General features: G+C 39.0%; 13 protein-coding genes, 1 tRNA gene and 1 pseudogene. 6 read left to right on the top strand and 9 right to left on the bottom strand.

The features are described from left to right. Positions 1 to 6 precede the first annotated feature (6 nt). Positions 7 to 1,146 carry a glutamine-hydrolyzing carbamoyl-phosphate synthase small subunit gene (gene carA / locus E0H89_RS06015; RefSeq protein ID WP_131215468.1) on the bottom strand — a complete coding sequence of 380 codons (1,140 nt, stop codon included), beginning with the start codon at positions 1,144 to 1,146 and terminating at the stop codon, positions 7 to 9. 310 nt (positions 1,147 to 1,456) lie between these two features. Here carA and E0H89_RS06010 point away from each other — a divergent pair, with 310 nt between their 5' ends. Continuing rightward, entirely contained in the window at positions 1,457 to 1,930 is a 474-nt protein-coding gene (locus E0H89_RS06010) for a hypothetical protein (RefSeq protein ID WP_131215466.1), read from the top strand. A gap of 151 nt (positions 1,931 to 2,081) precedes the next feature. On the opposite strand, the gene E0H89_RS06005 is transcribed toward E0H89_RS06010, so the two are convergent. Continuing rightward, positions 2,082 to 2,621 (bottom strand): DOMON-like domain-containing protein, encoded by a 540-nt coding sequence (locus E0H89_RS06005; protein WP_131215464.1) that lies wholly within the window; start codon positions 2,619 to 2,621, stop codon positions 2,082 to 2,084. A gap of 5 nt (positions 2,622 to 2,626) precedes the next feature. Further along, a complete protein-coding gene (yhbY, locus tag E0H89_RS06000) occupies positions 2,627 to 2,950 on the bottom strand; it encodes a ribosome assembly RNA-binding protein YhbY (RefSeq protein WP_067868089.1) in 324 nt (107 codons plus the stop codon). Positions 2,951 to 3,144: 194 nt separating this feature from the next. On the opposite strand from yhbY, the gene rlmE reads away from it, so the two are divergent. From rlmE to folP, 3 genes are all read left to right on the top strand, one after another. Further along, on the top strand, positions 3,145 to 3,795 hold the full coding sequence (gene rlmE, locus E0H89_RS05995) for a 23S rRNA (uridine(2552)-2'-O)-methyltransferase RlmE (RefSeq protein WP_131215462.1): 651 nt from the start codon (positions 3,145 to 3,147) through the stop codon (positions 3,793 to 3,795). A 132-nt stretch (positions 3,796 to 3,927) separates the two neighbouring features. Next, positions 3,928 to 5,817, top strand: coding sequence for an ATP-dependent zinc metalloprotease FtsH (ftsH, locus tag E0H89_RS05990; RefSeq protein WP_131215460.1), 1,890 nt, complete (start codon positions 3,928 to 3,930; stop codon positions 5,815 to 5,817). 136 nt (positions 5,818 to 5,953) lie between these two features. Beyond that, on the top strand, positions 5,954 to 6,811 hold the full coding sequence (gene folP, locus E0H89_RS05985) for a dihydropteroate synthase (protein WP_131215458.1): 858 nt from the start codon (positions 5,954 to 5,956) through the stop codon (positions 6,809 to 6,811). Positions 6,812 to 6,863: 52 nt separating this feature from the next. On the opposite strand, the gene E0H89_RS05980 is transcribed toward folP, so the two are convergent. After that, a complete protein-coding gene (locus E0H89_RS05980; protein WP_131215456.1) occupies positions 6,864 to 7,418 on the bottom strand; it encodes a metal-independent carbonic anhydrase family protein in 555 nt (184 codons plus the stop codon). A gap of 433 nt (positions 7,419 to 7,851) precedes the next feature. Here E0H89_RS05980 and E0H89_RS05975 point away from each other — a divergent pair, with 433 nt between their 5' ends. After that, positions 7,852 to 8,166, top strand: a complete 315-nt coding sequence (locus E0H89_RS05975; protein WP_131215454.1) for a DUF5713 family protein — start codon at positions 7,852 to 7,854, stop codon at positions 8,164 to 8,166. A gap of 1 nt (position 8,167) precedes the next feature. On the opposite strand, the gene E0H89_RS05970 is transcribed toward E0H89_RS05975, so the two are convergent. From E0H89_RS05970 to E0H89_RS05955, 4 genes and pseudogenes are all read right to left on the bottom strand, one after another. Then, entirely contained in the window at positions 8,168 to 8,587 is a 420-nt protein-coding gene (locus E0H89_RS05970; protein WP_131215453.1) for a hypothetical protein, read from the bottom strand. Positions 8,588 to 8,691: 104 nt separating this feature from the next. Then, positions 8,692 to 8,777: transfer RNA gene (locus E0H89_RS05965), tRNA-Leu, on the bottom strand. 295 nt (positions 8,778 to 9,072) lie between these two features. Beyond that, positions 9,073 to 9,633 (bottom strand): annotated as a pseudogene (locus E0H89_RS05960) (PQQ-dependent sugar dehydrogenase); the annotation flags it as partial. A gap of 110 nt (positions 9,634 to 9,743) precedes the next feature. Then, positions 9,744 to 10,475 (bottom strand): hypothetical protein, encoded by a 732-nt coding sequence (locus E0H89_RS05955; RefSeq protein ID WP_131215449.1) that lies wholly within the window; start codon positions 10,473 to 10,475, stop codon positions 9,744 to 9,746. 179 nt (positions 10,476 to 10,654) lie between these two features. On the opposite strand from E0H89_RS05955, the gene E0H89_RS05950 reads away from it, so the two are divergent. Beyond that, positions 10,655 to 11,164, top strand: coding sequence for a hypothetical protein (locus tag E0H89_RS05950; protein ID WP_131215447.1), 510 nt, complete (start codon positions 10,655 to 10,657; stop codon positions 11,162 to 11,164). A 417-nt stretch (positions 11,165 to 11,581) separates the two neighbouring features. On the opposite strand, the gene paeA is transcribed toward E0H89_RS05950, so the two are convergent. Continuing rightward, a complete protein-coding gene (gene paeA, locus E0H89_RS05945; protein ID WP_131215445.1) occupies positions 11,582 to 12,910 on the bottom strand; it encodes a polyamine export protein PaeA in 1,329 nt (442 codons plus the stop codon). Positions 12,911 to 13,001: the final 91 nt, after the last annotated feature.

Below are 13,001 nucleotides of genomic sequence, written 5' to 3'. Positions count from 1 at the left end.
CCTTAATTACTTCTTAGACGCTTCGATAAGTTCGATGAAATGATCGAACAAAGGGGCACAGTCATGTGGACCAGGACTCGCTTCAGGGTGACCCTGGAAGCTGAACGCTGGTTTATCCGTGCGATGCATACCCTGGAGGGTTTGGTCGAACAATGAGATGTGCGTCGCTTTCAGGTTTGCAGGTAGAGTATCAATTTCCACTGCAAAGCCGTGGTTTTGAGAAGTAATCATCACTGTACCATCTTCAAGATTTTGTACAGGATGGTTTGCACCGTGGTGACCGTGAGGCATTTTCACAGTTTTAGCACCAGAAGCAAGCGCAAGGATCTGGTGACCTAAACAGATACCAAATACAGGTAAGTTGGTGGTTTCAACAATCGTTTTTACCGCTTCAATTGCATAATCACATGCAGCTGGATCGCCAGGACCGTTCGACAAGAACACACCATCCGGATTTAATGCGAGAACTTTTTCTGCAGGCGTTTGAGCTGGAACTACAGTTAGTTTGCATCCGCGATCAGTCAGCATACGTAAGATGTTGGTTTTGACACCGTAATCATATGCAATCACATGGAATTTAAGTTCAGGTTGAGAGAAGCCTTGGCCAAGTGCCCAAGAACCTTCAGTCCATTCAAAACCGGCCGGGTCACAGCATTCTTTCGCCAGGTCTAAACCGTTTAAACCGCCAAATGCACGTGCTTTTTCTAAAGCCTCTTCTTCTGTAATGTTTTCACCGGCAAGGATGCAACCATTCTGCGCGCCCTTGGCACGTAAAATTCTGGTCAATTTACGTGTATCAATATCGGCAATTGCAACAACATTATGTTGTTGAAGATATTCACCCAAAGATTGATTCGCACGGAAGTTGCTATGCAATAAAGGAAGGTCACGGATAATTAAACCGTTTGCCCATACTTTATGAATTCGACCTGACTCAGCGTCTTCATCATTACAACCTGTATTACCAATATGCGGGTAAGTCAAAGTCACAAGTTGCTGTGCATAACTCGGGTCAGTCAAAATTTCTTGATAGCCAGTCATTGCTGTATTAAAAACGACTTCACCAGTCGTACTACCCGATGCACCGATAGACGTACCTTTAAAGATCGTTCCATCTGCGAGGGCTAAAATGGCGGGAGTGCTCAAACCAAAGCTCCTGAAATTTAGGCTGTAAAAAAGCGAGAAGACGAAAAAAAAGGAAGGCTATTTTTTTAACCAACCCTCCCTATGTCTGCTCGCTTGAACTTAACACGGCATTATACGCAGTCGACCTGTTGAAGTCCATGCTATTTATCCCGAATATGAAAGATAAATACCTTGTGTTTTAAACAAAAGTCTGTTTGTAGACAGTGTATGTAAAATGTAAGCAAATAATAATTGTCTGACAAATCAAAACTTAAATTTTATCAAATCGACTAGTCTATAGCTCTCATCCAATAACGATAGGAACAAGGCCATGACTACAGAACAAAAACAAGTTAAAGCTAAACCTGCCTTAAAAGAGGTAGTTGCTGATAGTGCTGAAAAGTTGGAGCAAGCATCTAAAGAGGCAAAGCAAAAGGTAACCGAAACAGTAACTGAGTCGGCTGAAAATATTAAGGCTGATGCCAAAGAACTGCAGGCCAATGTACAAGATCAAGTTCAAAATCTGAAACAGGATCTGCTACAACGCATTGATACCATTAAAAAACAATTGAATTTTTCACAAAAAGATTTAACTGAGTTGAAGGAGTTTGTGAAAACCGAATTCAATGCAGTGATTGAGGATTTATCCAAATTGGGTAAAGAATTAAAAGAGGATGTAAGCCAGATTTCTGTTAAACATAAAGATCATTTAACTGAAACCTTCAAGCGTTCAAAAGAGCATACTTTAGATGCATGGAAAAAGGTTTCTGTTAAAGCTGAAGAAAAACCAACATTAAAAAGCTGATTTATTGTTCAATGCAAAATGCAAAATGCAAAACTAAGAGAGGGATATACAATATTTCCTGAACCCAAGTATTGAAAACATAAAATTGAAAGCATAAAAAAGTGAGGCCGTCTGCCTCACTTTTTTATTTTTCAAATATCAATGTTCTGGTTTAAAACTGATGTAGCCAATCACGTTTGTTGTGAAAGTCTGCATTCGGACTGCTATGTTGCATTGCGTAGTATTGGGTACCTTGCGAAGTTTTAAGTACAGCACTTAAACCCAAGAACATATTTGACCATTGTAATTTATGCTTTAACATAAATTCGGTTAAATCCAGACTTACATTTAAACCGTAATGTGTACGTTTGAGTTGATTGAGTTCAATGTCATCTGCAGCTTGCGGAGGCATATCTTCAGGATAACGATATTCTTCGAATTGATACGCCTGCCAAGCTTGTGAAGGGGAGAGGTTGATCTCCCGATAGAAATCTTCACCCTGCACGCCAATAAAAATTTCATAACAGGTATGTTCCCATAAGAAATCTTGACGTAGATTACCTTGCACCAAATCAGGCCACTGCATGAATTGATTTGGATCACGTAACCAATAGCCTACATTTATACCATATGGACCTTGTTGTTCAATCGCTCCCACTAACGAGATGGATTGAAAGCGACGATCGAAAGCATTAAGTTCGTAACTGGCCATAAAGCTTAGTTAGACAAATGTGCGTGGCGTACAAGATTCGAAAGTTTTGGATTTTGTTTTGCAGCTTTTTTATAAAGCAACGCAATTTTACCAATCGTTTGTACTATCTCAGCGCCAGTCACTTGAGCAATTTCGTTAATTGCAGCAACACGTGCTTCGCGATCTTCACCGGCAATTTTAACTTTAATCAGTTCATGATCATTTAAAGCACGGTTTGTTTCTTCGATGACATTTTCAGTCAAACCTTGACCGCCCAACATAACCACTGGGTTAAGTGCATGTCCGATTTGACGCAAACGCTTGCGTTCCTGAATTGATAAAGCCGCCATAAAGATAACCTAATTTTAAAAACGGCCTAGTATAGCAAATCTCACATTTAAACGCTTTATATTCTGTGAAATAATCGATTTCAGTGATTGAAAAAAACATACCAAAGATCAGATTTAGATACAGATGTATACTGCAACTATGGCATTTTTCACGTACAATAATAAATTAGAAGTTTTTTATTATTTAGAGAGTTATGGCAACACGCATTACCAACCAAAAGTTATCGAAAAGCAGTCGAGATTGGATGCGCGAGCACTTAGACGATCCGTTTGTGAAAAAAGCACAGAAGGAAGGCTACCGTGCGCGTGCTGCGTATAAGCTTCTTGAAATGCAAGAAAAATATAAAATTATTAAACCAGGCATGACAGTTGTAGACCTGGGTGCTGCACCAGGTAGTTGGTCGCAAATTGCCGGAAAATTGGTCGGCGATAAAGGTTTGCTGATCGCTTCAGATATCTTGGAAATGGATGCATTGCCTGATGTAACTTTTTTACAAGGTGACTTTCGGGAAGAAGAAGTTTTCGAAAAATTGTTAAATCTTTTAAACGGACGGACCGTAGACGTTGTAATTTCAGATATGGCCCCCAATACATCAGGTAATAAGGCTGTAGATCAACCGCGTCAGATTTACTTGTGTGAACTTGCTTTAGATTTTGCCAACAAGGTTCTAGGACCTAAAGGGCAATTTGTAGTCAAGGTTTTCCAGGGCACAGGATTTGATGAATTCCGTAAACAAGTTGTAGATAGCTTTGATGTATTAAAAACATCAAAACCTGCTGCTTCACGTGCCCGTTCTAAAGAAGTATTTTTGATCGGACAAGGGCGCAAGAAGGCTTCTAAATAAAGTTTACTTGCCAAGACGTTAAAAATTGTGCATTTTGTACATTTTTAAAATATTGCAAAGCTGATCTTCAGCTTAAATTAGGGTCACCCGTTTTTGGGCATGATCAAATTAGATTGATATGGGAATAAAGCTTTGAGCGATCTCTTCAAGAATGCCGTTTTGTGGCTGGTTATACTCGGTGTGCTGATTCTGATTTTCAGCAACATCAGTGACCGCAATCAACCGACTGCAATGAATTATTCAGAGTTTGTTTCAGCGGTGAATGCTGGTCAAATTAAGCAAGTCACGATTGATGGTGAAAGAATTCGTGGTGAAAAAACAAACGGTTCAGAGTTTGAGAGTATTCGTCCTGCAATTCAAGACCCGGAACTTATGCCAAGCCTCATCAAACAGGGTGTGGTCGTAGAGGGTACTGCACCTGCGCGTCAAGGCTTGTTGATGCAACTTCTTATCGCCAGCTTCCCTGTACTTTTAATCATTTTGTTATTCATGTTCTTTATGCGAAACATGGGTGGTGGTGCAGGTGGTAAAAGTGGCCCGATGAGTTTTGGTAAGTCAAAAGCCAAAATGCTTTCTGAAGACCAAATTAAAGTCACTTTTTCAGATGTTGCGGGCTGTGATGAAGCTAAACAAGAAGTGGTGGAAATTGTCGATTTCCTGAAAGACCCAACCAAATTTAAACGTCTGGGTGCAAGTATTCCACGTGGTGTTTTAATGGTCGGTCCCCCAGGTACAGGTAAAACTTTACTTGCCAAAGCCATTGCTGGTGAAGCAAAAGTTCCTTTCTTTAGTATTTCTGGTTCTGACTTCGTTGAAATGTTCGTCGGTGTGGGTGCGTCTCGTGTCCGTGATATGTTTGAACAAGCAAAACGCCATGCACCATGTATTATCTTTATTGATGAGATTGATGCAGTCGGTCGTCACCGTGGTTCAGGTACCGGTGGTGGTCACGATGAACGTGAACAAACACTGAATCAGATGCTTGTAGAGATGGATGGTTTTGAAGGTAACGAGGGTATTATTGTAATCGCTGCAACTAACCGCGCAGATGTACTGGATAAAGCCTTACTTCGTCCAGGACGTTTTGACCGTCAAGTGATGGTGGGTCTTCCAGACATTAAAGGTCGCGAACAAATTCTTAATGTTCACATGAAAAAATTGCCTTCTGTAACAGGTGTAGATGTAAAAGTTCTTGCACGTGGTACACCAGGTTTCTCAGGTGCACAATTGGCGAATCTTGTGAACGAAGCGGCACTTTTTGCAGCACGTCGCAACAAAAACACAGTCGATATGCATGACTTTGAGGATGCAAAAGACAAGTTGTACATGGGGCCAGAGCGTAAATCGATGGTGCTTCGTGACGAAGAGCGTCGAGCTACGGCCTATCATGAAGCCGGTCATGCGATTGTTGCTGAAAGTTTACCCGGTACAGACCCGGTGCATAAAGTAACCATTATGCCGCGTGGTTGGGCTTTGGGTGTAACTTGGCAGTTACCTGAATTTGATCAAACCAGCCATTATAAAGACAAAATGTTGAATGAACTTTCAATTTTGTTTGGTGGTCGTATTGCTGAAGAAGTATTCATTAATCAGATGTCTACAGGGGCTTCAAACGACTTTGAACGTGCAACGAAAATGGCACGTGCAATGGTCACCAAATATGGCATGTCTGACAAAATGGGCGTGATGGTTTATGAAGAAGATGCGCAGCAATCTTTCATGGGAAGTATTGGTAGTCGCAGTATTTCTGAAACTACACAACTAGAAGTAGACCGTGAAATTCGTCGAATTTTAGATGAGCAGTATAAAATCGCACGCGATATCCTAGAAAGTAAAAAAGATGTTGCTCATGCGATGGTTAAAGCATTGATGGAATGGGAAACCATTGATCGTGATCAAATCCGTGACATTATGGAAGGTCGTGAACCTCAACCACCTAAGGTCTATATTGCTGATCATCCAGTGATTGATGTAACACCGACTGATGGTCCAGCAACACCTCCACCATTACCTGCAAGCTAACGACTTGGGTTTTGGTGTAAAAAGAGTCTCAATTGAGGCTCTTTTTTATGCTAAAAATTTAGAATTTAAAAAGATTTCAGCTAGAGTGAAACCAACTCTTGATACACTGTGAGTTAGATATTTAAGGAGAGTTATTATGCGGTTAATGCCATTACCAAAACGAGTATTGCAATGTGGACGGATAAGTCTGGATTTATCTCAACCGCATGTGATGGGTATTTTAAATGTTACTCCAGACTCGTTTAGTGATGGTGGAAAGCATAATGGAAAAGATCAAGCCGTGGCTTATGCGCTGCAAATGATTGCGGATGGCGCGACTGTTATTGATGTAGGAGGGGAATCAACACGTCCGGGAGCATCAACTGTAGAAGTCGAAGAAGAAATACGTCGTGTTGTGCCTGTGGTGAATGAATTATCGAAACATGAGGTAATTATCTCAATTGATACTTCACAACCGGAAGTGATGCGTGCAGCAGTTCAAGCAGGAGCGCATATCTGGAATGATGTTAGGGCGTTAACACGTCCTCAGGCACTTGAAACCGCGGCTGAACTGAATATACCTGTCATCATTATGCATATGCGTGGTGAACCAACCACAATGAATAATTTAAACCAATATGCTGATGTAACAACGGATGTAATCAAAGAGCTGCAACAACGTGTCGATGATGCTTTAGAAGTCGGGATAAAACCTGAAAATATCATGGTTGATCCAGGATTTGGTTTTGCTAAGAATGCACAGCAAAATTTAAAATTATTAAATGAATTTTATAAATTAAATGACATGGGTTATCCCATTTTATCTGCGCTTTCTCGAAAGCGTTTCATTGGTGAAGCATTGGGTGGGGCAGATGCACAAAATCGTGCGGTTGGTTCTGTTGCTGCTCATTTATTCAGTATTCAACAGGGCGCTTGTATGGTACGTGCACACGATGTCAAAGCGATGTCAGATGCAATTAAAGTGTGGAATGCAGTGAATCATCTAGGTCTGTAAATAAGAAAAGCTCAATAAGGGGGTCGAGCTTTTTTTTGCTTTAAAGATGTAATTATTTGTCTTTATGCTCAAGCGAAGAATGGTGAACAACGATTCGTAATTTACCTGCATTATCTTTTACAAATTTCCAGGTTTTATCTACAGTAGTGACTTCGCCATTCTTATTGGTGAAGTGAACTTTGCCTAAAGTGGTCGCACTGTTACCCGATATATTTATAGCTGCATTATCGATTTCGCATTTTTGCCACCCACCGAGTGCAAACCCTTTGTCACTCGGAAAATTTGGATCTCCTCCCACGAAATAAGATAAAGCACCTTGTTTTGTGGTTCTGAATGTTTGTGGATTGGTGGCTAATGTGGGTTTAAATAAAACAGGGCCATCCTGATAAAAATATGCAGTATCAATCACTTTACTGGCGAGATCATTTGCTGCTTGTTTTCCGCTTTTATCGTAGATTGAACTGATATCAAGTAATGCTTTACACCAAGCTTGCTGTGCCGCTATTACTTCGGGTTCAGAAATAATATTTTTGTGAGTATCTTTCATTGGTGTTGTAGAGCATGCTGCTAAGGTTATTCCAAGAAATGTAACTAAAATGGCTTTCATAACATTTCCCTATAAAAATCATGTTTTTATTTTATAAAGTAAGTTTTATTTAAATCCTAGTAAGGCTATCGAATGTATCGAAAACTCAACCAAACCCCTACATTAAATTTAAAAATTTAAATAAATTAGTTGTTTAGTTTATATTGTGAGAAAGGTTGCAAGTCTAATTATCTTTTAGTATGCCTTAACTACAGAAAGGAAGAGTAAATATGAAAATAATCTATTTTAGGTTTAGATAGAATTAGTGAATATTTTAGAAAAGCAATCAGTGAGGCAATTTGGCAGGTAATGAGCCAAGCGTAATTGAATGTAAGAAGTGTGAATAAAATAGAATATAGGTAAAGTCCCCTCTCTTTTTTGTGGTTTGGTTTGGTAATTATGTTGCTTTATGTTATACAGGCTCGCTTTAATGCGTGTCTTTTTTGAGTGTTGTATGTTTGAAGATTTACTTCTCCCCATGTTTGATGATGAATATTATCCAGATATTCTGGTAGCGGAAATTAAGCAGGTTATTAAACAGTTTGCAAAGAAAGTCGCAAAGTCTGATTTGTCTGAAGTGGAAATTTATCGTTTTGCTGCCGAAACCGTTGTTTTAATTAATAAGATGAAACCCCAGTTTGAAGATCTAGATTCATCCTTAGATGATACTGCAGCCGATTATATTGCTGAGGCCATGATGATGGTGGTACAAGAGCACGGTTATATGGATATTGAAATGGAAGAACTAGTATCTAATAGAGAGTGGTAAGTCACTCTCTATTGGTTAGTTTTCCTTTGGGAAGTTTATCTAAATCGGATAATAAATCTGAAAGATGACAGCTTTTTTTAAGATGTACCGCGGAGATTCCCTCTACTCTTAAACGGTATATCTTATTATTCTCATAAGCTCTGGCTCTTAGATTGAGCCAAAAATAGGAATCTTGTTGTATTAATCTGCGGATTTTTATTTCATCTTCAGGATGATTAAAATCAAGTAGGAATTGATCTCGGGCTATACTACAGCGATGTAAGATAAGTTGATCTTTATCTTGAGTAATCGTTCCAGAAAATAAATCATAAATAACCTTAGCTTGTTCTTTGTTAACTGATTCTTCTGCGTAGCAAAAAGATGAAATAATCAAGATGAATAGGCTGACATACCAAATGCTATGTCTTCTGTTTTTGTTCATTATTTTATTTCTTATGATGTAGTGATTGTATTTTAAGAATTTAGGTATAAAAAAACCAGCTTATCGCTGGGTCTTTTATTGCACCATTTTAATAAGACTTAAAATGGTGCCCGAGGCCAGACTCGAACTGGCACGCTTTGTGGGCGGGGGATTTTAAATCCCCTGTGTCTACCGATTTCACCACTCGGGCATGTGCGCAATAATAGAGGACGAAATAAAACTTGGCAAGTATCTTTCGGTGTGTTTGCTTTCTTTTCAATCAATTCATGTGCTTATGGGGGTAAAGAGATCGAATTTTAACTTTCTTAAGTCTCCTAATACCGATAATAGCTTTGCCGTTTCTTTTTTTGTGCCTACTTTTTATGCAGTAACCGCATGGCTTAAAAAAGGGATTTCTCTTGATTTTTTGTTTTAGTTAAGAAATAGAACAAAAAAGATATCCCTTTTATCTTAAAACAGTGGTCATTTATTAATGCTGAATTTTATTATTGAGCCGAAACGCGCCAAATTATATTGCCTACATCGTCTGCCACAAGCAAAGCCCCGTTACGATCTTGTGTTAGGCCCACAGGCGCGCCAAACAACTTGCTTTCATCTTTGGAAGGAAATCCTGTCACAATTGGTATCGCTTTGCCGCTTGGCATACCATCTTTAAAGGGTATAAACACCACGTCATAACCACTTAACGGAGACCGATCCCAACTGCCATGATTACTGACAAATGCACCACCGTTATATTGAGCCGGCAATCCTGTGCCATTATAAAACCATAATCCAAGTGCAGCGACATGTGAGCGTAAAGCATAGTCTGGTTTAAGGGCTTTTTTTACTAAATCTGGACGTTGTTGTTTGACTCGGGTATCAATATTTTGACCGTAATAGCTATAGGGCCAGCCATAAAAGCCACCATCTTGAATAGAGGTTAAATAGTCAGGCACCAAACTTGCACCAATTTCATCTCGTTCATTGGCAATGGCCCAAAGTTTATTGGAACCAGGTTCGAACTGTAACCCAGTTGGGTTGCGTACGCCACTTGCGTAAATACGACAATGAGTCTGTTAGCTGAAGTAGTGGGTAGCTATTGCTGTGCTTATTCGGCAATTTTAAAATTATTATTTTACATGCAACTGAATAGGGCGCATTAGAACAATAATCTTTACATTAAAGTATCTAAATAGCTCTCTATATCTGCATGTTTATAGGTTTTACACAGCGCATTTTCATATTGAATCAGTTGCATATATAAGTCGACAAACTGTTTTTCCTGTTGCTGCGCTGTTTTATAGGGCACGGAATTTTTTGTACTGATTAGGCGCTTAAGTTTAGTTTTTAAAATTTGTTTATATGACCAAAAGCAAATGCGTCGTATCTCTTGCAAGTAAAAATATTGTTCAACTTGGGTGTCGGCACGGAACATATTCTCTTTATAGAAGTGCACAAAGCCAAAACTTAAGGCAAAGAAAAATAAAATTCCTTGTAAGAAGATGCTTTCAATATAGGCAATATTAATCGTTTGTAGCACAATCAGGGTGGCCAGTTTGACAGGAGTATGGCGCAGTTGTTGATACATCGAGATGGAACTGTGTTTAATTTGTTTAATCACCAATGGTGTATATAGCATAAACAGCAACATAATTGCCAATACAGCGGTGCCTTGCGCACGAAAGGCACTGAGTTGCGGCAGTTGAAGTGCAATCAAATGACCAAGACTAATTGCGAGGCTGATAAAAATCATTGCGGCCAATAGCCAAGGAATTAGCTCTTTTAACTCATCTAAAATACCTTTGGTCTTAATCATGCTATAAAACAAATAATTTCTTTTAAAGGCCGAAGGGTATTCCTGCCGCAATTGTTTTAAAAAAAGAACCGTTTGTTGCTTGCTGATCATAAGAGCCAAAGACAAAGAAGAACGAAGGCTAATATAAAGGTTTTCAGCATATTTAACACAACAAAAGCCCAACAGGCCTGCATGATGGCTGAATAATCGTCAGAAGCAGATTTTATTCCTGTATTGAAAGATGATTTATGCGAAAATAGACTTTTATTATTTTTGTCCAAGGACAGTTTATGACTGATCAATCTCCTGAATCTTTAAGCGATATCGAAATTTTAGACATTTTACAGTCCATGAAAGACGATGAGCTGAATACTGAAGCGAAAGAGATTATCCGTAATGGAGGTAAAGCTGGTCGTCAAGAAGCGTATAAACAGGCAATTGTGGCTTTACATGACACTTTTGAAAAAAACTTTGTTGAAGCAGTGACTTTGGCATTAGGATTAAATCCCGGACAAGCGAAAAAAATTAAATATAAAAAAGACCGTATCCGTATTTTGAAAGTACGAGGTATTGATTACATGGCAATTGACGGTGCTGAAACAGCGCAGGTTTTATCACAAGTTGCGCAAGCAATTGTTCGTGAAGATGCAATTGTAACGCACGATCTACATAATATTTTCCCATTCTGGAAAGAAGGCTGGCCAATGGTTCAGTTTGATAATGCCTACAATATTCTGGAAGAAGACATTGGTATTCACTATGCGCTTGTCATTGAGCACTTGATTGAAAATTTTAAATAACGCTCATTAAGTAGTTACTTATAAAAATAAAAAGCACCTGTTAAAGGGTGCTTTTTTATGCTGCATTGAGTTTTTTATAGATAAAGCTAGGCTAAGAATACACCCATTAGCCAAATAAGCAGTCTCCACCAAGGAATAAGAAGCCTCCAAAGAAATTCACTCATACGCAGCGTTGAGTCATCACTTTTCGATTGCTTTTATAGTTATGGGATGTAATCCACTAAACCTAAATCAGCGGTACAATTGCTATTAGAATGATGATGGGCTGGGCTTGTTTGGCAAAAAGTAGTAACTCATACAAAGACCAGAAGAATAAAAACTGAATCAGGCGAAGAGTGCCGATAAAGACATATTCATTCTCCTTTTCCAATTTTGTTGTTCTGTTATTAACTTTGCGTTTAAAAAAGAAAAAGCAGATTACTCTGCTTCTTCCTGAATTCCATTTTCTGCTGATTTTTCCAGAAGACGCGTCACCAGTAATTGGTCAATTTTAAAATGATCGACATCGACTACTTCAAATTTGTAACCCCCAAATATCACCGCATCTGCAGGACGAGGAATCTTGCGCAATTTATACATCATGAAACCAGCAATAGTTTCATAGTTTTCATCATCCGGCATTTCATCAATTTCAAGCGCATGCTTGATGTCTTCAATCGGTGTGCTGCCATCAATTAGCCAGGAATTATTGTCACGCTTGATAATTTGCTGATCCGCTTCAACCGTTGTTACCCAGTCGCCCATCACGGTAATCATAATGTCGGACAGGGTAATCACACCGACCACTAAGGCATATTCGTTAATCACAACGGCGAATTTTTCCTTGGTGGACCGGAAGCGATCAAGTAATTCAGATAAAGTTAATGTATCTGGAATGGTCAGTACACTACGAATGGTGTTTTCATTAAGTTGCAATAAAGACTGATTGTTTAAAATACGGACTAAAATATCCTTGGCATCAATATAGCCAATCACCTCATCAATAGTTTCACTACACACCACAAATTTGGAATAAGGATATTCTGCCAGTTTTTGACGAATACTGGCTTCAGACTCTTTTAAAGTAAAGAACACCACATTTTCACGAGTGGTCATACTTGAAGGGACATTACGCTCTTCAAGTTCAAATACGTTTTCAATGAAATGATGTTCTTGCTTTTGTAATACACCAGCTTGCGCACCAGCATCCATCACTGCCGAAATATCAGCAAAGGTAATGTTGTCATCACGAATGGTATTAATTTTAAACAAGCGGAACAATAAATTAGCGATGGCATTGATGATCCAAGCCAGCGGTTTGCAAATTTTAATAAAAATTTGAATTGGGTTAATTACTGAAACTGCAATTTTTTCTGGTGCAATCATGGCCATGCGTTTCGGCATTAAATCTGCAAAAAGAATAAAAAGCGAGGTAACTAAACTAAAGGAGAGGATAAAGCCAATGTTTTCAGTCCATGGACCTTGATAAATGCGATTCACAAAATTTACGATATAAGGGCGAAATGCTGCTTCACCCAAAATACCACCGAGAATGGCAACCGCGTTTAAACCAATTTGCGAAGCCGCAAAGAAATCAGCTGATTGTTCCTGTAGGTCTAAAACTTTTTGGGCGCGTTCATCGCCCGATTCTGCAAGAATTTTAAGTTTGACCTTACGTGCACCGGCAAGTGCAATCTCCGTTAATGATAGAAAACCGGCTCCCGCAATCAGTATCACGATGATGAGGATATTCTGGAAAAGGCTCACGAATCCACCTGTTGATCATCATTATTATGGAATATTTTTAACACAAAAGGACGAGAGGTAGTAAGCAAATTACTACCTAGGTGATTACAGT

This window comes from Acinetobacter sp. ANC 3781 (assembly GCF_004331285.1).
In the GTDB taxonomy this organism is placed as follows: domain Bacteria; phylum Pseudomonadota; class Gammaproteobacteria; order Pseudomonadales; family Moraxellaceae; genus Acinetobacter.
The sequence above is the reverse complement of the archived record's forward strand: the minus strand, read 5'-3'. Positions and strand labels throughout refer to the sequence as shown.